Below are 23,085 nucleotides of genomic sequence, written 5' to 3'. Positions count from 1 at the left end.
TCAGCGGAGGTCGGCGATCAGGAGTTCCAGGGCCGACTCCTCCTGGACCGACACCCCGAGGGCGAGCATCGCGGGGGCCAGTTCGGGGTCCCATTCCGCTTCGGTGAGCGTGCCGCCGAGCGCCTGCAAGGGCGTGCCGCGCTCCCGTGCGGCGGCGACGTGCTCCTCGTAGTCGAGGGCGCCCATCCGCCAGGGCCGGGCCTCGTACCGGCGGATCATCCGGTTGGCGATGGCGACTCCCGGCCAGTCGAAGTCGCCCCGGTAGGCGAGGGAGGCCCCGGCGCCCGCGAGGGCGTCGAGCAGTGTCAGGGCGGTGGTGGCCGGGTTGCCCGACACGCACACGAGCCACTGCGAGCAGCCCGCGTCGGCGGCGGCCTCGACCACGCGCGGGTTCTCGCAGACGTGCACCCGCGTGCCGGGCGGCAGCCGCCAGCCCATCCCGCGCAGGTCCCGCAGGGTCAGGTGGGTCTCGGCGCCCGCTTCGGTACGTTCCCGCAGGTGGCGGGCCGGACGGTCGGTGCCGAGCGGAGCGAGCCCGTACGTGAGGACCGTGCTGGACACCTGGTCGGTGGCCACCCCGGCCGACTCCCACAGCTCCCGCCGCGTCCAGGCGTCGCGCGGCGGCTCGACTCCGTGCGCGCGGGCCAGGGCGCGCTGGACGATCCGCGCCAGCAGCGTGCCGTCGTCGAGCCCGTGCGCCGTACCGGTCACCCGCTCGGCCAGCTCGCCCCGGCCCGTACGGACGGCGCCCCGCCCCGGCCGCAGCGCGGCGAGGACCTCGACGGCCTGGACGATCAGCCGCCGGGAGTCGCCGGCCGGCAGCCGTGCCAGCGCGCCGCTGCGCCTGGTCTCCTCCAGCCACGGCACGGCCCACTCCGCCGTGTTGAGTTCGTGCGCGCGCAGGGCGTCCCGCGCGTCGGCCCAGATCGTCGCGGCCGCGTCCCGGCGGGCGGCGCGGTCGGCGGGACGGTCGGTCAGAGGCCCGCGCAGCGCCTCGACGATCTCGACCAGGCCCCGTTCGGCCGCGCCCGCACGGAGCCGCTCGTCGAGCTCGGCCAGCGGAATGGAAACGGCCGCACCCGTGAACGGGCGGCCCATCAGCAGCCCGAGCGCCTCCCGCTCCGCCGCGGTGGCGTCCTTGATCGTCAGGCGGCCCCTGACCTCCAGGCCGTTGCGTTCCAGGCGTTTGCCGAGACCGTCCCACAGGCGTGCCAGGGCGGGCCGGCGGAGCCAGTCGAGCGGACCGCTCACACGCTCATCAGCCGCTTGCGCCGGCCGTCCCAGGTGAAGTGCACCGTCGCCACGCCGCGCACGCGCGGATCGCGCAGGCACTCGTAGATGTGCAGGCTCGGTACGGTCGGGAAGCAGCCCCACAGCCGTTCGCTGGTGATGACGAAGTCCAGGTCCAGCTCGACGAGCAGGCCGAGCAGGCGCCCGTGCGTCGGCTCGTCGACCTTGGCGAACGCGTCGTCCAGCAGGATCAGCCGGGGTGCGGTCGGGGTGGTGCCCCCGAGCGAGGAGAAGTGCGCCGCCGCCGTGGCGAACAGCACCAGGTAGGACACCACACGCTGCTCGCCCTGGCTGAGCGCGGTGCGATGGCTGAGCACCCGTTCGCGTTGCGGATCGGCGGTGTCGGTCACCTTCACCTTGAACGCGAACCACGACCGGTAGTCCAGGGCGGCCCGCAGGTGCAGTGCGTACCCGGCGGACGGGTCGGCCTGGCGCGCGTCCTCGATGCGGCGCCGCAGCGCGTCGCGCAGGCGTTCGGACTGGTCGCGCGTACGCAGCGCGGAGGGGCCGCGCAGGAGCGCGACGGCGGCCTTGACGTCGGCGTCGCCGCCCGGCGGCAGCTCCCACTGGAGCCGCGCGCCGATCCCGTGCGAGGACCGCACCTCGTCGAGCGTGTCGTTCATCCGCTGGACGAGTTCGTGCGCGGCCAGCACCTGCCGGGACAGGTGGTCGCCCAGCTCGCCCAGCAGGTAGCGCTCGAACACCTCCTGCTCGCGGGTGGACAGCCGCAGCCGCGCCGCCTCGACGGCGGTACGGATCCGTTCACCGACGACGGCCGCGTCGTGGGTCCCGGAGTCGTCGTGCAGCGCGAACCGCTTGATGCCGCCGACCTCCTCGATCCCGGCGTCGTAGCCCCCGGCCAGGCCGTCGCGCAGCTCCTCCCCCCGGCGCAGGATGAGCGAGTCGCTCACGTCGGCCGAGGCGGGGCCGAGCCGTCCGGCGATGTCGTCGGCCAGGACGCGCAGGGCCGCGATCCGCGCCCGCACGTCGCCGTCCTGGGCCGCGTCGTACGCCTCCACCGCCGCTTCGAGGTCGCCGGTCCCGGCCGCGAGCGGCAGCCCGGGCAGGCCGAGCGGCCGCCGGAGCCCGCCGCCACCGGCGACGACGATCCCTTCCTGCTCGGCCAGCGCCTTCTGCGCGCCCTCCTGCCGCACTCCGGCGCGGGTGCGCTCGTCACGGACCCTTTCCAGCTCGGCCTGGCGGCCAGGCAGCGCCCGCTGCGCGTCCGCGTACCGCTGCCGCGCGGCCCCTTCGCGCTCGATGAGCTCCTGCTCGGAGGCCCCCACCGCGGCTTCGAGGAGCTCGAGCTCGCGGCGGGCGTCGACGAGGGTCGTACGGGCATCGCGGTAGGCCGACTCCGCGCCGGTACGGCTCGCGCGGGCTTCCTCCCAGGCCGCCCGGGTGGCCGCGTGACGTTCCAGCCGGGAACCGATGCGGCGAGCGTCGCCGGTGAGCCTGTCGATGCGGTCGCGCAGCGTGCCGAGCTCGGACTGCAGCGGGTTGAGCGTGTCCAGATCGGCGGGAAGGGCATCGGCGGTGGCCTGTGCCTCCGCCTTGGTCCGCAGGCTCACCGCCGTGGCGGCGGACTCCTCGGCCTTGCGGCGCGCGGCGGCCAGTTCGACGGTGATGCGGGCGGTCTCCCCGATCGCCTGGTCGTAGGCGACCCAGGCACCGGTCAGCGGCTCGGAGTCGGGCGGCTCGCGCAGGACGCGGCGGAGCCGTTCCCGGGCCGCCTCGACGCTCAGTCGGGCTTCGCCGGCCGCCTCCAGGCGGATCCCCAGCGCCTCGATCCTTGCGGCCAGCTCGGCGATGCGCCGCTCCCGGGTGGCCGCCCGTACGCCCGCGCCCACGAACTCGGGACGTTCCTTCCCGTACGCGCCGCGCGCGACCCCGAGCCCCCAGCACCCGTCCGTGGCCGCCCAGCTGTGCGCGTCCGATACACCGAGCCCGATCGAGCGCAGCAGCCGTTCGAGCGTTTCCTCGTCCACCCCGTGCGAGGGAACGGGCCGCAGCACGTTCCGCAGGCTCGGTGTCCGGAGCGGGGCCGCGCCAGCGTGCAGCAGAACGTCCCGGGTGTCGCGGGACAGAACGGCGCCGTCCGCGCTCATCCACGCGTTGAGCAGGCCACCGGCCTCCAGCGCCGCCTCCAGCCCCGCACGTTCAGCGGGGCCCACGGAGTCCTCGAAGTCCAGCAGCAGGAACAGCGGCGCCCCTGATCCCGGCACCCTCTCGGCGGTCGCGTAGCGGGAACGGGGCGGCTCGGGATCGACCTTCCGCTCCTGCTCCCCCTTCTCCGCTTCCGCCTTGAGCAGCTCGGCGTCCAGCGCGCGCTCGCGCGCGACCGCCGCGTCCCGTTCCACCTCGTACGCGGCCAGCACGGGCTCGGCGATCTCGTGGGCCAGCCGGACGAGGGACCCGGGGACGGACCGGTCGAGGGAACGCTCCGCCGGTGGCCCGCCGTCGTCATCGCCGTGGACCGCGACCATCGCGAGCAGCGGGCCGGGCTCGGGCAGCCGCTCCGCCCATGCGCGCGCCTCCGTCGCGTACCCGGCCGACACGGCGGCCACGTCGGCACCGCGTTCCGCCTCGCGCTCCTGGGCCTTCGTCACCTGCTCGTCGAGCCATTCCACGTCCTGGCGCAGCGCGGTGGCCTCGCGTTCCGCGACGGCGGCCTTCCCGAGCTCGTCGATGAGGGACTTGGCCGCCCGCCGCCGTTCCCCGACGACCCGGTCGGCCTCGCCGAGCCGTCCGGCCCAGGCGGCCAGCGCGCCGCCGACGCCCTCGTCCAGCGCGCGAGGTGCGGGCCGTTCCACCTGGTGGTCGTCGTCACCGGGATCGGTGACCGTGTCGGTACGGGCGGGCGACAGCACGGTCGCCTTCGCTTCGGGAGGCGTTCCCAGCAGCGCGTCGTCCAGGCCGCAGGCGCGGGTCTCGCCGCGCGCGTCGCGCAGCGAGGTCCGCAGCCCGTTGAGGTCCTCGCCGGCCGCCACGGCCTCGTCGTCCACCCGGCCGGCGGCCGACGCCTCGCCCTTCCGGGCCAGTCCGGCCGCGCTCCAGGCGGCCTCCGCCGCAGCCTGCTTGGCCCGTACGGTGTCGCGCTTGTCGCCCAGATCCTGCAGCGCCCGGTACGCGGCGCTCTCCCGCAGGGCCCGCAGGTCCGTATCGGCCGCGTCGCGGGCCTCCTCCAGCGAGTCCACGGCGGCCGCTGCCACGTCCACCTCGTCCCGGAGGCCGGCCAGCCTGCGTTCGGCGTCCCCGGCCTTGCGCCGCCGGGACGCCAGCTCGGCGAGGGCGTCGCGGACCTGCCCGACCCGGCCGCGCAGCACGCCCCGCAGGTAGCCGCGGTACGCGGTCAGGAACGTGGTGAGCGCCCGGTCGGTGCGCTCCAGGCGCGCCAGCTCCGCGCGGACCGTGTCCAGGTCGTCGAGATTGCGGGCCACCTTGTCGATGACCTCGTCGTCCAGCGGGGGCAGGGCGTCGCCGAGCACCTTCACCAACTCGCCCGACTCGATCCGGTCGCCGATCGTCGGGCGGCGCAGCCCGTACAGCAGGTGCACCAGGTTGCGGTAGCGCGCGGTGTCGGTCAGACCGAACAGCTGCCGCGCCACCCGGGCCCGGTAGTCGGCGGCCCGGTCGAAGCAGTTCTCGGGGCCGACCAGCTCGCGCAGCCGGGCGGCCGACGGGCGGCGGACGGGATCGTGCAGCGGCAGCTCGCCCTCGCCGCCGCCGACGGCCATCGAGGTCACGAAGAACATCGGCTTGGCGTCCTGCGTCGAGGTGGACGCCTTGACCGCCGCGCCCAGCGTGACGCGCTCGGTCCCGCCCTGCCCCTCGCCATCCTGCCCCTCACCACCGGGCCGGTCGCGGACGAACTCCACCCACAGGTAGCCGAGCCGGTTGGTCCCGCCGCTCCAGCCGTCCAGCATCAGCCACTTGAGCGTGGTCTTGCCCCCGCCCGCCGCGTCGAGCTTGCGGGTGTCGCCGTCCAGCAGGAACGGCAGCAGCATCTCCAGCGCCTTGGACTTGCCCGCGCCGTTCTTGCCGCGCAGCAGCAGCCGCCCGTCCCCGAACAGGAACTGCTCCTCGTACTGCCACACCTGGTGGATCCCGGCCCGGCCGAGCCGGAACCGGTGCGGATGCTTCGGCAGCGGGATCACGTGCTCTTCACCTCTGGTGCGTAACGGGCGGCGGCGGCCAGCAGGCGCCAGCCCCCGGGGACGGGCGCGAGCAGGTACATCCGGCGCAGCAGGCCGGTGACCGCCTCGTACAGCAATGGGGGAGAGGCGGTGTACTGCGCGGCCCACGCCTTGCCGTGCCGTTCGACCAGCCCGGCCAGGATCTCCTCGATCCGATCGGCCGGAACGTCCTGGCCGTCCCGGTCGCGCGCGGCGGTGAGCTCCCGGAGGACCAGCAGCGCCGCCCAGGCCACCGTGCCGGTCCCCGGGAAGTCGATGTCGCTCAGCTCGCCGCGCGGATCGACCAGCGCGACGCCCTCCGCGCGGATCTCGGTGTCCAGCCCAAGCGCGTCCTCGAAGACCCGCTGCTCCCGCCGCTGGTTGCGGCGCAGCCAGTCGCGCTGATCCTCGGGCAGGTCCGCCACGTACACCACCGGTGTCTCCACCAGCCGGCGCCGCACCGCGTGCCGCGGCCCGTCCCGCTCGGGTACGAAGGCCAGCGCGATCAGCTCACCGGCCGAGGAGGACCGCCCGATCGGACCGCTCACCAGCCGCCGCGCGATCTCCCGGTCCACCGTCAGCAGCGCCTCGGCGTCCTCGCCGCCGCCGGAGTACGACTCGACCGTCCCCTCGTCCTCGCCCAGCACCCGCCAGGCGATCAGCTGCTTCAGCGCCGCGACCAGGGCCCGCCGCTCGACCGCGCGTCCCGGCTCGCCCGGGTCGATGCCCGCCTCGGCCGCCGCCGCGCGGATCCGGGTCACCAGCTCGGTCAGCAGCAGCTGCTCGGGCGCGGTGACCAGGACCGACAGCGCCAGCGCCAGGTAGGCGTAGGTGCGCGGCGTGAACGGCGTCCCCGACGACCGCGCCAGGAAGCGCTCGCCGCCGGTGCCCAGCCCCGCCTTCATCAGCCGCGCGAACCCGGGCTCGACGACCAGCCGGTACCCCAGCAGCTGCGCGAACTGGCGGCCCAGCTCGTCGGCGTGCCGCCGGATCAGCGGGAACTCCTCCGGATGGCTCCGCGCCGTGACCAGCGGGCAGCGCAGCAGCAGCCGCGCCGCGGCCCGCCGCTCCGCCGCCAGCTCCGCCGCGAAGTCGCCGTCCGCACTCATCCCGCCGCCGCGGAACGCTCGTCCGCCCCGACCCACAGCTCCAGGCCGTCCAGGAACAGATCGCCGTCGGCGCCGTGCACGACGCTCCCGCCGCCACCCGGGACCCGTACGAGCCGCAGCCGTACGCCCAGGTCCTCGTCCTCGGCCAGCGCCTCGCCGAACTCCGGCGGCGCCCCGGCCAGCGAGCGCGCCAGCATGTCCAGCAGCAGGACCGTGGCCCGCGCCGACAGCCGCACGCCGGTGAGCCGGGGACCCGCCGCGCGCAGCTCCGCCGCCGCCGCGTGCCGCCGCCGCGCCTCTTCCTCGGCTTCCTGCCGCAGCTTGCCGCGCTGGTCGCCGTAGTCCTCGGGGCCCGCCGTACGGCCTCGCGGCGCTCGCGTTCCCCGGTCTCGCAGCGCGACGGGCACCTCGATGGCAGGTCCGTCCCACCAGCTCGTCGTCGCCGGTACGTCGCGTTCGGCGTCCGGCGCGAGGCCGAGATGCCGCGCCCCGTACAGCCCGAACGCCGCCGCGAACAGGTCATGTGCCGTCGCGTCGTCGGCACCGTCGAACCACCCCGCCAGGCGGAGCAGGTCACGCCGCCGCGACAGCCCGCCCGTGGACGAGCGGATCATCCGCTTGGCGTTGGCCAGCAGCGCCTGCAGGGCCCTCAGCGTGGCGTCCCGCAGCTGCTCCACCTGGCTGCCCTGCCCGCCCTCGTCGAAGAACCAGGCCCGCAGCCCCGCCCAGTCCGCCAGGTCGCGGCCCCGGCTGCGCTGCACCTGCACGCCGCCCTGCGCCAGCCCGGCCAGCCCCTGCTCGGAGGCGTCGACACGTGCCAGCAGCTCCGGCAGCCGCGGCCACAGCACCTCCAGGCTCGACTGGATCCGCGGCGCGTGGTGCGCCACGTCCTCGGTGATCGTCTCGGCGTAGTCGAGCAGCAGCTCCTTGAACCCGGTGAACTCCGCGGTGTCCAGGTCGTAGCGGAAGACGACCTCGCCCAGGTAGGCGTAGAAGTCCCGGACCGAGTCGGCGAACTGCCCGAACTGCGCGAACAGCGTCGAGATCCGTTCCAGCGCCTCCCGGGGCTCCGCGCCGCCGGGCCGCCCGTCCAGCTCCGCCAGCTCGGCCAGCCCCCGCGCCACCAGCGCCAGCAGCTCCCGGCTGACCTCCCGCGCCGCGTCCGCCCCGGCCAGGATCTCGTCCGCCTGCCGCTGGATCCGCTCGCCCAGCGTCGACAGCTGGTACCGCGACCGCACCCGGTGGTACTCGCGGATGCTGGCCGCCTTGACCGGGCGCGAGCTCGGGATGAGGTTCCCCCAGCCCCGCAGCTGCTCCAGCTTCGCGGCCACCGTGTCGACCGGGACCTCGCCGAGCATCCGCGCCGCGACGTCGTGCGCCGACAGGTCGGCCAGCAGGGTGGCGGCGAACACCCGCATCACGGCCAGATGCGTGGCCCGGTCCTGCACCGTCAGGTACGTGTAGGCGGTGAGCCGTTCCAGCTCCTCCGCATCGCGCGCCTGCCCCTCCACAACGACATTGCCCTCCACAACGACCCACCGTATGGCGTAACACCCGTACCGGCGACGCAAGACCCGTACCCCGGCGAGGCCACATCCCGCCTTCAGCCGTTGCGGCGCGGCGACCGGATGGACTCGCACCGGGTGCCGCGCGCCGAGCGCAGGAGGCGGCGGGCGGCGAGCTCGTCGTACGTGCCGGCCGAACACGTGCCGATCGAACACGGGTCGGCCGGGGCCGGCGAGGCCGCCGTGTTCAGCCGGGCGAGGACCTGGACGGCCATGAGGGTACGGTCGCCGCCCGTCGCGTCCAGCAGCCGCTCGATCCACGGCGCGTCCTCGGGCAGGTCGGGCCGTCCGGGATCGTCGGTGGTGTCGACCAGCACCTGGACGTACGCGATCAGCGCCAGATGGGCAGGGGTGACGTCGACCAGGCCCTCCGGAGCGGTGGCGCCTCTCGGCAGGACCTGGGCGAGCCGGCCCTCGCGTACCGCCGCCGTGGCCCGCGCCGCCCAGGCCCGCGGGGTCGTGCTCCGGCTGAACGCGACCCGCGCGCCCGCCGCCGCCGCGTGGCCGGCGATGAGCGCGGTGGCCGGCTCCCGCATCCGGGCGAGGGTCGGGCCGTCCTCCCACGAGATCAGCCAGAGGCCGTCGAACGCGCGCAGCTCGGCCGCCAGCCCGCCGATCGCGAGCCGGGCGGCGAGGACATCGGTGGCGCCCATCGTCACGTACCGGCCCGGGGCCCGCGCGTGCACCCGGTCAGGATGCGGACGGCGGTCAGGAACGCGTGCCTGAGGATGTCGGTGACCAGATGGCCGCGGCGGGTCTCGCCGCCTTCACCCGTGCTGCGGATCATGGGACGTTCTCCTATTCGGTTGTCGTGCTGTTCAGTTGTCGTGCCGGTCCCAGCAGACCCCGGAACGGGTGCCGTCCGACAGGGGCGGGGACGAGTCCGGCCGAACCGGTGCCGGTAAGGACCGGGAGTGGACAACCCGCGGGACGATCCTGGACACCGGCGTAGGCTGGCCGCACGTCGGCGGAAGAAGGCGAGGACGAGGTGGACGTTCCGCCGCACACCGGAGACCTGGACCTGTCCGCGGTGACCGATGCCGACCGGCTGCACGCGCTGCTCCGTACGCTGCAGGCTCGCGCCGGCCTTTCGTACCGCGAGGTCGAGAGCCGCACGCGCAAGGCGGGGCACCATGTCTCCAAGTCCAACGTCGCCGAGATCCTCAAGGGCAACAGGTACCCGCGGCGTGAGTCCTTGGTGGCCATCGTGGAGGCCTGCGGTGTCCCGCCAGGGGAGCTGACCGACTGGGTACGCGCCTGGGAACGCGTCGCCGCCGCCTCCCATACCGGTCCGGAGCCGGACGAGCTGGTCAAGAGCTCCCGTCAAGAGGCGGAACGGATCGTGGCCGAGGCCCGCCTCGAGGCCGGGGCGATCCTCGAGGCGGCCTGGCGGCGGGCCGAGCCGCCGGGGGAGCGGACGGCGATGTTCCGTGGAGGCCCCTCCCGCAGCGGGACGTACGCCCCGGGCATCAAGCCGCCCTCGTGGCGCCCCTGGAGCTTCAACGCCATAGGCGCCGCGTCATCCTCGCCCGTCGTCGAAGGCCGCACGGTCTTCCTCGGTGGCGGCGGTTACCTGCACGCCGTGGACGCCTTCACCGGCGAGGAGAACTGGCGCTACCAGGCGGGCACGGTCGACTCCTCCGCAGCGGTCGTGGACACGTCGGTCTACGTCGGCAGCGGCGACGGGTTCATCTTCGGGGCCTGGTACGTCCACTCCATCGACCGGCACACCGGCAAGTCCCGCTGGCGCTTCGCCACCGACGGCCCCGTCCTGTCCTCGCCCGCCGTCGCCGGCGGCGCCGTCCACGTCGGCTGCGAGGACGGCAGGCTCTGGACGCTCGACGCCGCCACCGGTGACCCCCGCTGGTGCTACCAGAGCGACGGCCCCGTCACGTCCTCACCGGCGGTCGTCCACGGCGTCGTCTACATGGGCAGCCAGGCTGGGCACCTGACGGCACTGGACGCCCGCAACGGCAACGTCTGCTGGACGGTCCCGATGGACGGCCCGGTCGCCGCCTCCGCCGCCGTCGTCCAGGGCACCGTCTACGTCAGCACCTACAGCGGCCGTACGTACGCCATGGACGCGCTCACCGGACTCCTCCACTGGAGCTTCGCCCCCGACGAGCCCATCAACTCCTCTCCCGCAGTGGACGGCACATCGGTCTACGTCACCACCTGCGAAGGCAACCTGTGGTGCCTGGACGCGCCCACGGGACGCCCGTACTGGAAGCACGAGGTCGGAGCCCGCCTCGACTCCTCGCCCGTACTGGCCGGAGGCATCGTGTACGTCGGCAGCGCGGACGGATGCGTCTACGCCATCGACACCGAGACCCGCCGGCGCCGCTGGCGGATGCAGACCGGAGGCGCCGTGAGGTCGACCCCATCGGCCGCGCACGGGATCGTCTACCTGCGCAGCGACGACGGCCGTCTCTACGCCATCGACGCGGAGACGGGCGCCTCAGCCCTCTGACGGGCTCGGGCCCCACCCTTCGAGATCCACCTCGGGCAGCCAGGTGCCCTCCCCGGGCGGATCCGGCCACGGCAACGCCTCGAGCAGCCGTACCAGCCGGGGATCCCGGTTGTCGCGGTGCCAGGTGATCGACCACAGGTGCAGCGGGACCGGCTCCACCAGCCGGATCCGCCGCATCACCGGATCGCCCGGCAGTTCCATGCCGCGTTCCGCGAGCACGACGGCACGGCCCTCCCGCCGCATCAGCTCCCCGTAGTCCCGTACGCCCAGCGCGGGCTCGGTGAACCGCACCGGCACGCCGAGCTCGTCGCGGAACCGTTCCAGCCACCCGCGCCATTCGGCGGCCCCGCCCGGATCGGGCATCACCACCCCCACGTCCCGCAGCTCGGCGATGCTCAGCACGCTCCTGCCGGCCAGCGGATGCTCCTCGACCACGAAGGCCTCGAAGGACACGACCTCGACCGGCCGATGAACCAGCTCGCCCGGCCACGCCCCGAGGTCCTGTACGCGCCCGAACGCGGCGTCCAGCTCCCGGCTCCGTACGGCAGGCAGCGCGTTCGCCAGCCCCTGCCGCATGCTGGGCTCCACCCGCAGCCTGGGCGAACGCTCGACGGCCTCACGCAGCAGCACCATCGGGGTGAACCGTTCGGCCCAGACGTCGACCCGCAGCGGGCTCTCCCGTACGGCGGCGACCGCCACGTCGTACGCGTCCAGCACGTCCCGCGCAAGCGGCAGGAAGGTCCGCCCCACGTTCGTCAGCTCGACACTGCGCGTCGTACGGAGGAACAGCGAGACCCCGAGTGCCTCCTCAAGCCTCCGCACCCGCTTGGACAGCGCCTGCTGCGTCAGGAACAACCGTGCCGCCGCCCGCCCGAAGTGCAGCTCATCGGCCGCGGCCACGAAGGCCCGCATCCCATGAAGATCAGGCTCCATACCCCGAGATTAACAACCCTCGGTTGTCAAAGCGCCCCGAGAAGCTGTTGGACGCCCCCACCGCACTGCCGGTTACCTGGGGCCATGCAGATGCTCATCGACTCCCGTACCACCGAGGCCCCCGCACCCCTCATGGGAGACCAGGTCTTCCAGCGGCTCCTGAGCCAGCGCATCATCGTCCTCGGCCGGCAGGTCGACGACGAGATCTCCAATCGCATCTGCGCCGAGATGCTCCTGCTCTCCGCCGAGGACCGGCAGCGCGACATCCACCTCTACATCAACTCGCCCGGCGGCTCCGTGACCGCCGGAATGGCGATCTACGACATCATGCAGTTCATCCCGAACGACGTCGCCACGCTGTCCATGGGCTTCACCGCCTCGATGGGCCAGTTCCTCCTCTGCGCCGGCGCTCCCGGCAAGCGCTACGCCCTGCCGCACGCCTCGATCCTCATGCACCAGCCCTCCGGCGGCATCGCCGGAACGGCCTCCGACATCCGCATCCAGGCCGAGCACATGCGCGCCACCAAGCAGCTCATGCAGGAGCGCATCGCCTTCCACACCGGCCAGCCGGTCGAACGCATCGAGGCCGACTCCGACCGCGACCGCTACTACACCGCCGAAGAGGCCCTCGCCTACGGCTTCGTCGACCACGTCGTCACCTCCGCCAACGACCTCCGCACCCTCTGACCGGTAGTCAGAGCAGGGTGATCCGGTCCGGCAGCCCCTCGATGCGGCCGTCGATCACCAACGCGCGCATGTCCTCGGCGAGCGCCCGGGTGATGTCCTGGCCGCGGCGGCCCCAGCCGAAGAACCGCGCCACGAGGGTGGTGAGCTCGTCCTCCGAGATGCCGGGAGACTCGCCGATGACGCCGAGCATCGCCGCTCTCCGCTCCACCGGCGGCACCTCGGCGATCCGGCGGATCATCTGGTCGGCCGGCTCCCGTGCGACCACCGCCCTGCCCCGGAGGGTGATGGTCTCGCCCTTCCGTTCGACTTCGGGCTCCATCTGCAGGAGCTGGGAGAGGGCCAGGCTGAGGTTGTCGCGGATACGGGGACCGATGCGGCTGCCGCCCCAGGCGTCCGCAGTCCTGCGGAAGAGTAGTTCACTCTGGATCGGGGCCTCCAATTCCAGAATCTTGCGGAAGACCCTGCGCATGAGCTCCCGCGCCTCCGGAACGTGCATTTCCATGGGCGGCGCCGTGAACTCCAGCTGGGCCATCTTGTAGCGGGCGGCCCAAGCACGCTCGTGCTCGCCGTCAGTGGTCTCCATCGTTACGCGCGGGGTATCGGGTGTCTCAGCCGGTGGAGCCACGTCATCCGGCGCAGCGGAATGAGGGATCTCCTCCTCGGCAGGACCGATGGGACGGGCGATCGCGGCTTCGACCGCCTGACGAAGACGTTCCTCCGCCTCGTTCCTGTGGCGGTACCAGTCCGTTCCCCAGATGCGGTAGAGCTCCCAGCCCAGGCCGCACAGGACCGATTCCCGGAGCCGGTCGCGGTCACGCGCGGCCCTGGAAGAGTGATACATCGCGCCGTCGCACTCGATTCCAAGCGCGAAGCGGCCTGGCGCATCCGGGTGCCGTACCGCCATGTCGATCCGGTAGCCGCTCACGCCCACCTGCGGCTGCACCTCGTAACCCCAGCCTTCCATAACGGCCAGCACCGATTCTTCGAAGGGGCTTTCGGGAGCGGCATCATCAGTGACGGGGGCGTGTTCGAGTACGAGCGGGCCACGTTCGGCGTAGTCCAGATAGCGCTTGAAGTGGTTGCGGCTCTTGTTGTCGCTGTCGCGGATGGCGCCCGCCGAGAACGATGCGATGACCTCCACACGGTTCCGGGCGCGGGTCACGGCGACATTGAGCCGCCGCCAGCCGTTCTCACGGTTGAGCGGGCCGAAGGCCATGGTGAACTTGTTGTTCTGGTCGGGGCCGTACCCGACGGACAGCAGGATCACGTCGCGCTCGTCGCCCTGGACGGTTTCGAGGTTCTTCACGAAGAAGCCGTTGAGCCGGTCCTCGGTGAAGTACCGGTCGAGATCCGGACGCCCGGCGCGGGCTTCCTCGACGGCTTCCTCGATGGCCTGCGCCTGGGCCTCCGACATCGCCACCACACCGAGGCTCATCGAGGGACGGGCCGTGTAGTGGTGCAGAACGCGTTCGGCCACCGTACGGGCCTCCAGCGGATTGCGGCGGGTGCGGCCGCGCTCGTAGATTCCGGCGACCTTGGTGAACGTGACCCCGACGTCGCCGCCCGATTCACGCGCACCGGGGAAGGTCACCAGATCGCCGTCGTAGAACGACCGGTTGCTGAACGCGATGAGCCCTTCATGGCGGCTGCGGTAGTGCCAGCGCAGCGACAGGCTGCGGATCAGTCCGCTGGCCTTGCACATGTCGAGCAGAGACTCGTGGGAATCGGGAACGTCCTCGTCGTACTCATCGTCCTGGTCTTCCGACTGGGCGAAGAAGTTCGTCGGAGGCAGCTGCTTCTGGTCACCGGCCACGATGAGGGCATCGCCGCGGTAGACGCAGTTGATCGCGTCCTGCGGAAGGACCTGGGACGCCTCATCGAAGATGACCACGTCGAAGCGGTATCCCGCCGGCAGGAACTGGCTGACCGTCAGCGGGCTCATCATGAAGCACGGCTTGACCAGCGGGACGACGTCCGCCGTTCGCTCCAGGAGGGTGCGGACCGGCATGTGCCTTTTCTTCTTCTCGGCCTCGCGCTGGATGATGGCCGCCTGCCCGACTCCGGTACGCGGCCTCCTGGCGTTGCAGGCGTCGATGACCTGGGCATGGGCGTTCTCGACCAGGGCTGTGTCGAGGGTCCGGAACTCGTCGACGAGCCTGTCGTGCTCGACGGCACGGACCGGCTTGAGCCGCGGGTCCGACGAGAACACGTTCTCGACCCAGGCTTCGAGAACGGCGCGTTCCATGACGCGGGCGAACGTCTCACCGGGCAGGCCCTGCTCGGCGGCACGGTCGATCAGGCCCGCCAGTCCGTACCGCTGCAAGACGGCCCGCGCCTCGCGCAAGGAGCGCCATTCGTCTGGTCCGGACTCGTCCACGGCCAGCCGGTCCGTCTCCTGGCCGAGTTCGGCGAAAGAGCCCGTGAGCCGAAGAAGGAGGCTCCGGCGGGAGTCGTCGAAGAGCAGTGTGAAGTCTGCCGCCGCCGCACGGAAGGCGTTCCACGACCTGCGCAGTTCGTCGTCGGGCCGTTCGCCGAGCAGCGCAGTGGCGGCCTCCTCCGGGATCGGGGTGCCTTCCGAACGTACGGAGGCGACCCAGTCAAGAGCCTTCCGGAGAGCGTCGAGATCGGTTTCCAGGCCGTCGTAGAACACGCGCAAGACCATCGCGTCCGCACCCGACCGGACCTCGAACATCCGAAGTTCGCCGCGCAGGGCGTGTACTCGCTGGATCATGTGCCGTGCTTGTGCGAGGGTCGGTTCGCCGTCTTGCGCGGATGCGGCCTGCACGGTCTCCATCAGTTGTGCGGCGGCCTCGAGCGGGTCCACATGGGCCGCGTACCAGGTGGCGGCATCCTCCAGCGGCTCCAGGCCGAGCCTGGTACGGCCGCCGGGACGCGGCGCCGGAACCAGGGTGGATCGCCACTGGCCGATACGGTCGCGGATCTCCTGGCCCAGAGCGCAGATGTCGAGGTCCGGCCGCCCGTCGGCGCCGACCTGCCGCAGGAGTGCCGTGCCGTCCTGGAGGTTCGCGGACGCCTGGCTGATTCGCCGGGCGCTCTCCAGCAGGCCCCCGATGAGTGAGAAGGCCGTGCGGTCGCCCTGCCAGTAGCGGCCGAGCGCCGGAGCATGGATGGAGACGGCATAGCGGAGCGCCTGATCTGCCTCGTGCCAGGCGATCGCCTGAGGCAGCCGGTTCACGACGGACTTGTGCCACTCACCGGAGTGCGTCAGGGCACCGAGCATGCGCCGGTCGGCCCGGTGCGCCCCGGAAAGCCTGCCCAGCCCGTGCGTCTCGATGACACGTCCGGCCACGGCCGGGAAGTCCGGGACGCTCAGGATCCCCTCGGTGAAGGCCTCGCCGGTGGCGGCCTTGGCCGCGGCCAGGGCAGCGAGCCGATTCTGGAGTTCGCTCGCGGCCTGGGCGGCGGCGGCCCAACCTGTGGCACTGAACCAGGCGGACTCCGGCCGGTGCTCGGCGCGGGCGAAGTCGGTGAGTGAACACAGCGTGAGCGCCTGATCGGCCGTCCGGGGCGCCGGCATGCCGTACGCGGCCGCGACGTCGGCCAGGGACGAGCGCGTTTGCCGCAGCATCGCCGCCGTGGCCCGGAAGTCATCGGCCAGGCGGCGTGCCTGGGATGCCGTCAGCGACGCGAGGGCGAGCCCTTCGGGAGCCAGCTCCATGAGCCGTCCTTCATCTGCGGGCACCCCTGTGCCGAGCCCGGCCGGCAGCAGGTCCCACTCGGGACCGACGTCCGACATGACTTGCGAGCGGGCCGTTCGGAGTTCGGTGACGCGCGAGATGAAGTCATCGACCTTCTGGCGGAGCTCGTGCAGATCCGACGTCGAGAGCCACCCGTCCGGGATCGGCGGACGCTCGGAGGCCGCGTCCAAGAGGGCCAGCACCCGCTCGGTGTCCCGCGGCGCGGTCAGGCCCATCGGCTCGGTGAGCGGGGCGTGTGCCGCCAGCCGTCGCCGCAGCGATTCCGCGCATTCTACGACCATGCGCAAACGGCCATGAGGAGACGCCGCGCTCTTGAGGCCGTACCAGGGAAACTCCGTGCCCTCGACCACCGGCCGCCACGAGTCACCTGCCATCCTGGCCGCGGCCAGGATCTCCTCCATGGAGGCATTCTGCAGATCCGAGGGAAGTCCGGTCGGGAGCAGCGGTACGTCGGTCAGCGCGCTCACCCGGCCGATCACCTCGTGCATCGAGGCGTCGAACGGCGGGCGCTCCTCGTTCATCGCGGCGGCATAGGCCGAGAGCTGCTCCCGCTTCCGCCGCAGCAGCCGCCGGCTCTCGTCCGAACTCGTACGCATGGCACGCGGCTGCAGCGTCAGCGCACGGCCGAGCTCCTTCGCCACCTCCTTGCGGCTGGCATGGTGACTGTGCAGGGGAAGCAGGAAGGAGTCCAGCCCCACCGCCTTCAGCCGATTGCGGACCACGTCCAACGCCGCCGCCTTCTCGCTGACGAAGAGGATGCTGCGCCCCTGGTGCATCAGTGCCGCAATGATGTTGGCGATCGTCTGGCTCTTGCCCGTGCCGGGCGGCCCGTCCATGACGAACGAGTGACCGCCCAGAGCCGCGGCGACGCACTGGCGCTGCGATGAATCGGCGTCCAGGACGAGGGGCGTCTCCTCCGGCGGCTGGAGCTCATCGATCCGGTGCGAGTCGACCGGCTCGAAGGACAATGCGTCGTCGGGCAGTTCGGATTGCGGCCCGAGACCGATCGCCTGCACCAGCGGATGCGCGAGGATCGTGTCCTCGTGATCGAGCAGGTCCCGGTACATCGCCTCCTTGTGGGACCGGAACGTGGCGAGCACGACGTCCTCGATGATCTCCCAGCCGGACTGTCCGGCGATCGCGTCCCCGACGAGCGTCAGCGTGCTGTCAAGGTCCTTCATGTCGTCCGCCGCGGGCCAGGCGAGATCGAGCTGGGCCATCTTGACGGCCAGGGCGGGGTTCGGGACCGCGTCCTCGCCCTCCTCGGCGATCAGCCGGTACCTTCCCGGGCCCAGTCGCTCCAGCTGTGCCGGAACCAGCAGCAGGGGAGCGGAGTTGAACGCCTCGGCGCCCGGATCGCGCCACCGGAGGAAGCCCGCGGCAAGCTGGAGCGTCCAGAGGCCGGTGTCATTGAACACCTGGTTGGAGTCGCGGTAGAGCTTGCGCAGCGAGGAGTTCAATGCCTGCTGGGTGGTCTTCTGCGTGACGATGTCATCGGTTTGTGCGGGGTGAAGGTACGGCAGATCCGGTCGCTCAGCAGGCGCTCCGCCTTCCGCCTCGTCGCCGTTCCCCTCCTCTGCTTCGGCTTCGGGGAGGTCGGCGAAGCGCCACCCGGTGTCGAGCCCGGCCAGGAGGGGACCGGCGGACGGCTCCCGGATCGCCAGGGTGGCCGTCCTGGTATGCCGGAAGTTCAGCAGCCGGTTGCGCCCGGTGAGGTCGATCAGATCGTCGCGCCACGCGTGCAGGACGTTCCGAAGCTGGGTGCGTGGCAGCTCAGTGGGCATTGGCTTCCCCGTGATTTCCGATGGTGGTGCAGGCAAGACTGGGACGCTGTGCCGGTATCGCCGGATTACGCAGGTGGGGTTGCGATGCGGCGCCTGTCACGCGTCGTGAGGGAGCCATCGCCGAATGCGATCCCGCGGTGTGTTCGCGTCGACGTGCCAGAGCCTGAGCTTCCCATCCCAGCGTGCTTTTGCAAGGCGCCTGGCATCGTCCTTCTCTCCGAATGGGACGGCCAGGTAGAGCCGGCCGTCGGCCACGGTCCCCGGGGCGATGTCCGACGGAGCGGAATCCGGCCTCTCGTTGGCCGTCCCGGACCGAGGTTTCCATGGTGTACGCGCAGGACGATCCATTCGGGCGCGTTCCACGATGTGGCGAACACGCGTGCATGATGCGGGGTCGGTGATGCGCATCATCAGGTCGGTGGACCCGCTGTGCGCCAGAAGGTTGAGGGAGCCGTGCCACAGCACGGTGTCATCGAGGATCATCACCTTCTCGTGCATCCGTTCGCGTGCCGTGACCTGGCAACCGGACGTTTCGAGCGTCTTGACGAGGTCGGCTTCCCGCGTGTCGGCCTCATGGCGCCGTGTGTGAACGGTGACCCGGACACCGTCGGCGATCCGCGGCGCAAGATGGCGCAACCAGCGCTTTACCGGATGAGGACTGAGGAACGCGCAGTAGATGTCGATGCTGCTGCGAGCGTGGGAGATGTCCCATTCAACGGCGCGCTCGACCTCATCCGCAGGGAAGAACGCCGGTCGCGCCAACTCTTCCGCATCCAGGTGCCCGAGATCCGCGGCGCTGCGCACCGGGACGAGTTCCTCGATCGGAATCCGCTGCGCGTGCCGCTGGAGATGGTGCAGCATCTTGCCGGCCTCGCTGCCCTGCCCCAGCGCATTGAGCATGAAATCGACGTTGGCGACCACAACGAGATGGTCCTGCGCGCGGCTCAACGCCACGTTCAGCAAACGACAGGTCGCGGACGACAGGCCGGTGCCCTCGTAGAACTGCCCCAGCTTGGCCCCGGCGCCCGCGACCATGTCGATGACGACAAGGGGCCGTTCGCTGCCCTGGAAGCGGTGGACGGTGTCCACCAGCCCTTCGTAGGTGGACCCGAACCTGTAGGTCAGGCTGGCGTTGAGTGCCTTCTTCTGGTTCCGGTACGGGGAGATGACGGCGAGCCTGTCGGTCGGCCGTTCCCCCTCAGGCAGATCCTTCCATTTGCGGGCGGGCAGGACCGTGTCGTACTGGAGCCCCCGGATCAACTCGTGGACCGCCGCTTCATGGACCGGGTTGGATTTGTGCGCTTCCCGGCCCGTGCCGTTCAGCACCCGGCTGGAGGTGTCCACCAGCACCAGCGGGCTCTCGATGAGCGGCGAACGGGGCAACCGGCTGCCGTCCGGCCGACCGGTCCGGAGAGGAGAGTCGGGATAGGCGACCTCGTTCACCAGGGAACAGATCGCCGGGCGCATGCGGTACTGCTCGTTCAGCGAGATCATCCGAGGGTCGTCGCGGATCGCGCCCCCTTGCTGGTCGACCAGTCCCGCGGCGTGGAACGCGTCGCGGTCCATCCAGAACCGCGAGTGCGTCTTGTCCTCCGACGACGCCTTCCAGTCGCCCGAACCATGAGTGACGGCGGGCAACTGGCGAAAGTCACCCGCCACCACGAGGCGCTTTCCGGCCAGGCCCGCCGCGCACCATGCCGAGGGGAGGTTCACCATGCCGGCCTCGTCGATGACCACCACGTCGACGGTACTCATCAGCGCGCGCGACTGCACGGCTTTGGGCACGGTCGTCCCCATGACCCGGCAGCGGCTCCGGACCGCCTGGGCGACCTTCTGCCGCTCGTCCCGCATTTGCTTCAACTGCCGCTGGAGGCGCTCGGCCTCCGCCTGGAGCCGTCCGATCGCCGGGAGCACGCTCACTGTCTCCAAGAGCGGACGAAGCCTGGCCTCCACCGCCTCCAGGTCGGCGGCACAGCGGCTTCGGTCCTGGCGCGCGCCATCAGCCCGGCGGCTGAACGTCTCGTATGCGTAGTCAGCGTTGGCGAGCTCGGCGTGCAGGCTCCGGAGCCTTGCCTCCTTCCTGGCTGCGAACAGTCCTGTGGAGGCGCCGACACGGCCGATCTCCTGCCGGATGCGCTGAGCGTTGAAGGACGCGGTATACGCCTCGCTCTCGGCTTCGTCGGCGGTCGCGTCCAGAGAATCGACGAGGTCACGTAGCCGTTTCCGGTCGACCGAGGCGGCGGCCGCCTCCTCGTGCCGGGTGATACCGGCGGCGAGGGGTGCCAGGTCCGTGGTCAGCCGGCCGATCTGCGCGTCCAGCGATGTGGCGAGCCGGTCGGCGATCAGATCGGGGTTGATCTGCTCTCCGTACTTGGCCGCGAGCGAGGGGACCGCGATGTCTCCGGCCCGCTGGACCAGCCCCGCGTCGAACCCGTCTTCGGCGGACAGGAGATCGCACATCCGGTGCAGGGCCTGATCGACCGCCACATGAGTCGGAGCCAGGAAGAGCACGCGCAGGCCCTGCCGGTAGCAACCCTCGACCACGGTGGCCACGACCTCCGTCTTGCCCGTTCCAGGCGGCCCCCAGATGAAGCTGGCCTCGCTGCCGAGCGCCTGCTCGATGGCATGCCGCTGCCGAGGGTTCAGCCTCCGGTCGCGGTACCCGCGGACCAGCCGGTCGGTGTCATCGCACCGGCCGACTCGCGGACGGCCCTGACCGATCAGCAATCCCGCCATCTTGGGATCGATGGCCGAATCCGTTCCACCGGCCTGCTCAAGGCGCTCGGCCAAGACTTCCATGTTCGCGGTGTCGTCCTCCGTCAACTGGACGTTCAACGGCGGAGAGCCCAGGTCGGCGCCTGTCTGGACGCGGACCTTGCCATCGGGCATCCGCTGGACGTCCGCGGGCGCCCAGGGGTCCTTCGACCGGGACCGCCGGATCAGCACGTCCCTGACTCCGAACGCCTCGTTCCACTTCTTGCACGAGAAGAGGTACTCACGCTGGTCGCCGACCTGGCGTATATGCCGTCCCTCGTGAAGCGCCACCTTCTCGGCGCTGCTCTTGTCGTGGTTCAGCAGTGCTCGGATCTCGGCCCGGACCGCTCGGAGCAACTCGGGAATCGGGTACGGCATGGCGCGGCTCTCGGTCACCGCGACTCCCTTCGCTGCGCGTGGGCCGGGCTTCGACGTTACCGGTTCATTGACTCAACGTCATGCGATTGACTACTTTGCGTTCGTCCTGCGAGCGCTCGTCCGATTAGGTTCTCGTCCAGAACGCAGAGCACGGAAATCCGAAACTGAACAATCTCGTTCATGTGTTCGATAATCGAGGTGGGATAATGGCGAGCGGGGATATCTGCCCGTCATTGGCCAGCGGGGGGGAGAGAGAGAATCCAGCGTGACGTGGCTAACATCTGGATCAATATTGAGGGGAGTGGCAGGCGAACGGGAGTGAAAGGTGCCAGCATCCGGTGAGCCCCTCATCGAGCCGCCGTCGCTGTCCTCACCATGCTGGTTCCAGGAACGCAGATCCAAATACCCGTGGGAACGGGACGGCCTCGATCACACCAAGAAGCGCCTGCCCGCGGTAAAACCGTACCGCGCCTGGTCATTCTCTCGTCCATCGCACCGTCGGGGCGTACGCGAGTGTGACCTCCTGGCCACTACCCCAGGAGGCATATACCTTCTCGAACTCAAAGGCCATTCCGGCCGGGTCGTAAACAGAAAATGGACCTGGCGGTTCCACGGAAGTGACCGTGTCCGTGGGCTCAAGAGCCCCCTTCCCCTTCTCGATTGGAAGCCCAAAGAGCTGAGACAGCGGCTCCTGTGGGCCGATCAGAAGATCGGGAAGCCGGGCGTCAGGACTCCGAGGATCGAACCCGCGATCCTCCTGACGGACCCCGGGCTGGTCTCGGAACTGGGCGAGGTGCAGCGCACCCGCGTGTTCGGCCGTGACGGGGTCGACAGCGGGCTGCCCTGGATCTGGCGGGATCTGCTGGAGCGGTCGCCTGAGAGCGAGCCCCAGCGAACGTCTTGCCACCGCGACTCTCGCCGCTCGCCTGGCCGACTTCGACGGCGCACTGGTGGTGCTGGCGGAGCCCACTCGGTTCATGAGGTCTTGAACGACTCAAGTTGAGGCCGGGAAAGGGTACGGCCACGACTGGGCCACCGAACACCCGGCAGCAAGGGTCTCGGGCCTACTTCGATGTCCCGTTCAGGGTGGTAATCGATGGTTATGGTCACTGAGGTAGGAATGTGCCGGGCTTCAGGACACGGGCGGCGAGGGTACGGATATCAAGGGGGCGATATTCCACCCGGAACACCCCTTCCGCATCATTGAGGGGCTTGACGCGAGTGGCGGCGTTGTCGTTGCCCGATGGTGGGCAGGAATGGTCGCCCCATTCCGTTCTCGGGATGCCGTACGAATTCTTTTGCGCGGGCTTCTTCAGGCCGTATACGCCCCGGGGCTCGTTTCCGCATTGCTGGGCAGAGTCGTCCTGGCCGCAGGAGGGTGGGGGCGACGACCAGCCGGCCTCCCCGAGCCTGCGGTGCAAGCGTTCGACCGAACGGCACAGGTCCTCTTCGACCGTGAAGTAGTACGTGGCCGTACGGCGGCATTCCACCGGACCCCACTCTCCTAGCGAGAGGAAGGCCGCAGTGGAACTGCACTCGTCCAGAGCCTGTCCCTCGTGGTGGAGCCACGATTGTGTGCCGAGTTCGTTGAATGTGGCGGTGGTGACGGAGTCGGCCTGAGTGCGGGCATCGCTGACCTGAGGTGAACGGGAGATCCTCATGCCGCCGTCCTCGCTTCGGGGACTTCGGCCCCATGATGGATGAGGCGGTCAGGGGAGGGGAGGGGCTTTGCGGATCGTGCCCCGGTACGTTTCGGCGTCGTAGCGGCGTTCGCCCTCGTCGAGTTTGTCGTGGGCGGCCTCGGCCAGGTCGACGCCGAGGACGTCGGCGAGCCTGGTCAGGTAGAGGAAGACGTCGGCCATCTCCGCCCGTACGCGAGGGCCGGCTTCGGGATCGGCCATGACGTTCGCGGATTCCGCGGGGGTGAGCCACTGGAATTCGGCGACCAGTTCGCCCGCCTCGCCGCTCAGTGCCATGGCCAGGTTCTTGGGCGTGTGGAACTGTTCCCAGTCCCGTTCGGCCGCGAACTGCCGGAGCCGTGCCGCCAGGTCTTCTCGCATCGGGCCAGGCTATGCCTGGCCGCCGTGGCCCGCGGCTACGTCATTCACAAGCGCGTCCCAGGAACGAGCCCGGGGTAGTTGTTGATTAAATCAACCATTACCGACACGGCGTTGGTCGGTTACAGTACGCTGCGGTAGCGTTATGTTCACGCGTGACCTCC

Annotated in this window: 14 protein-coding genes; 3 read left to right on the top strand and 11 right to left on the bottom strand. The window is 71.0% G+C overall.

The window, feature by feature from the left end:
- The 6 genes from ACH34Q_RS00590 to ACH34Q_RS00565 all read right to left on the bottom strand — a co-directional run bounded on the left by ACH34Q_RS00590 (position 1) and on the right by ACH34Q_RS00565 (position 8,926).
- On the bottom strand, positions 1–1,251 hold the full coding sequence (locus tag ACH34Q_RS00590) for a TIGR02679 family protein (RefSeq protein WP_395980666.1): 1,251 nt from the start codon (positions 1,249–1,251) through the stop codon (positions 1–3).
- A complete protein-coding gene (locus tag ACH34Q_RS00585; RefSeq protein ID WP_395980665.1) occupies positions 1,248–5,447 on the bottom strand; it encodes a TIGR02680 family protein in 4,200 nt (1,399 codons plus the stop codon). The genes ACH34Q_RS00590 and ACH34Q_RS00585 overlap by 4 nt, the downstream gene beginning before the upstream one ends.
- On the bottom strand, positions 5,444–6,574 hold the full coding sequence (locus ACH34Q_RS00580) for a TIGR02678 family protein (RefSeq protein ID WP_395980664.1): 1,131 nt from the start codon (positions 6,572–6,574) through the stop codon (positions 5,444–5,446). The genes ACH34Q_RS00585 and ACH34Q_RS00580 overlap by 4 nt, the downstream gene beginning before the upstream one ends.
- Positions 6,571–8,103 carry a TIGR02677 family protein gene (locus ACH34Q_RS00575; protein ID WP_395980663.1) on the bottom strand — a complete coding sequence of 511 codons (1,533 nt, stop codon included), beginning with the start codon at positions 8,101–8,103 and terminating at the stop codon, positions 6,571–6,573. Before ACH34Q_RS00575 ends, ACH34Q_RS00580 begins: the two co-directional genes overlap by 4 nt.
- A gap of 74 nt (positions 8,104–8,177) precedes the next feature.
- A complete protein-coding gene (locus tag ACH34Q_RS00570) occupies positions 8,178–8,825 on the bottom strand; it encodes a hypothetical protein (RefSeq protein ID WP_395980662.1) in 648 nt (215 codons plus the stop codon).
- Positions 8,795–8,926 (bottom strand): hypothetical protein, encoded by a 132-nt coding sequence (locus ACH34Q_RS00565; protein ID WP_395980661.1) that lies wholly within the window; start codon positions 8,924–8,926, stop codon positions 8,795–8,797. The genes ACH34Q_RS00570 and ACH34Q_RS00565 overlap by 31 nt, the downstream gene beginning before the upstream one ends.
- A 201-nt stretch (positions 8,927–9,127) precedes the next feature.
- Here ACH34Q_RS00565 and ACH34Q_RS00560 point away from each other — a divergent pair, with 201 nt between their 5' ends.
- A complete protein-coding gene (locus ACH34Q_RS00560) occupies positions 9,128–10,609 on the top strand; it encodes a PQQ-binding-like beta-propeller repeat protein (RefSeq protein WP_395980660.1) in 1,482 nt (493 codons plus the stop codon).
- On the opposite strand, the gene ACH34Q_RS00555 is transcribed toward ACH34Q_RS00560, so the two are convergent.
- A complete protein-coding gene (locus ACH34Q_RS00555; protein WP_395980659.1) occupies positions 10,598–11,542 on the bottom strand; it encodes a LysR family transcriptional regulator in 945 nt (314 codons plus the stop codon). The genes ACH34Q_RS00560 and ACH34Q_RS00555 overlap by 12 nt on opposite strands.
- A gap of 84 nt (positions 11,543–11,626) precedes the next feature.
- Here ACH34Q_RS00555 and ACH34Q_RS00550 point away from each other — a divergent pair, with 84 nt between their 5' ends.
- The gene (locus tag ACH34Q_RS00550) at positions 11,627–12,229 is read left to right on the top strand and encodes an ATP-dependent Clp protease proteolytic subunit (RefSeq protein ID WP_395980658.1); all 603 of its coding nucleotides are present in this window, start codon (positions 11,627–11,629) and stop codon (positions 12,227–12,229) included.
- A gap of 7 nt (positions 12,230–12,236) precedes the next feature.
- Here the strand turns inward: ACH34Q_RS00550 and ACH34Q_RS00545 are convergent, their stop codons facing one another.
- Positions 12,237–17,732 (bottom strand): DUF3320 domain-containing protein, encoded by a 5,496-nt coding sequence (locus ACH34Q_RS00545; protein WP_395980657.1) that lies wholly within the window; start codon positions 17,730–17,732, stop codon positions 12,237–12,239.
- Between the two features lie 96 nt (positions 17,733–17,828).
- A complete protein-coding gene (locus ACH34Q_RS00540; protein WP_395980656.1) occupies positions 17,829–20,621 on the bottom strand; it encodes an AAA domain-containing protein in 2,793 nt (930 codons plus the stop codon).
- 568 nt (positions 20,622–21,189) lie between these two features.
- Here ACH34Q_RS00540 and ACH34Q_RS00535 point away from each other — a divergent pair.
- Positions 21,190–21,867 (top strand): NERD domain-containing protein, encoded by a 678-nt coding sequence (locus tag ACH34Q_RS00535; RefSeq protein WP_395980655.1) that lies wholly within the window; start codon positions 21,190–21,192, stop codon positions 21,865–21,867.
- A 103-nt stretch (positions 21,868–21,970) separates the two neighbouring features.
- Here the strand turns inward: ACH34Q_RS00535 and ACH34Q_RS00530 are convergent, their stop codons facing one another.
- Both ACH34Q_RS00530 and ACH34Q_RS00525 read right to left on the bottom strand, forming a co-directional pair.
- Complete coding sequence (locus ACH34Q_RS00530) at positions 21,971–22,525, bottom strand: hypothetical protein (protein WP_395980654.1); 555 nt, start codon at positions 22,523–22,525, stop codon at positions 21,971–21,973.
- Between the two features lie 48 nt (positions 22,526–22,573).
- Complete coding sequence (locus tag ACH34Q_RS00525) at positions 22,574–22,924, bottom strand: nucleotide pyrophosphohydrolase (protein WP_395980653.1); 351 nt, start codon at positions 22,922–22,924, stop codon at positions 22,574–22,576.
- Positions 22,925–23,085 lie beyond the last annotated feature (161 nt).

Origin of the sequence: Actinomadura sp. 9N407, assembly GCF_044326315.1 — a bacterium.
Classification (GTDB): Bacteria; Actinomycetota; Actinomycetes; order Streptosporangiales; family Streptosporangiaceae; genus Spirillospora.
Note: the sequence above shows the minus strand (reverse complement) of the source record. Positions and strands in the feature narration are given on the sequence as shown.

Coding starts and splice junctions, on each gene's coding strand:
- ACH34Q_RS00580 (WP_395980664.1), bottom strand. CDS start 6,574: ATGAGTGCGGACGGCGACTTCGCGGCGGAGCTGGCGGCGGAGCGGCGG.
- ACH34Q_RS00565 (WP_395980661.1), bottom strand. CDS start 8,926: ATGATCCGCAGCACGGGTGAAGGCGGCGAGACCCGCCGCGGCCATCTG.
- ACH34Q_RS00555 (WP_395980659.1), bottom strand. CDS start 11,542: ATGGAGCCTGATCTTCATGGGATGCGGGCCTTCGTGGCCGCGGCCGAT.
- ACH34Q_RS00550 (WP_395980658.1), top strand. CDS start 11,627: ATGCAGATGCTCATCGACTCCCGTACCACCGAGGCCCCCGCACCCCTC.
- ACH34Q_RS00545 (WP_395980657.1), bottom strand. CDS start 17,732: ATGCCCACTGAGCTGCCACGCACCCAGCTTCGGAACGTCCTGCACGCG.
- ACH34Q_RS00540 (WP_395980656.1), bottom strand. CDS start 20,621: ATGCCCGATGGCAAGGTCCGCGTCCAGACAGGCGCCGACCTGGGCTCT.
- ACH34Q_RS00530 (WP_395980654.1), bottom strand. CDS start 22,525: ATGAGGATCTCCCGTTCACCTCAGGTCAGCGATGCCCGCACTCAGGCC.
- ACH34Q_RS00525 (WP_395980653.1), bottom strand. CDS start 22,924: ATGCGAGAAGACCTGGCGGCACGGCTCCGGCAGTTCGCGGCCGAACGG.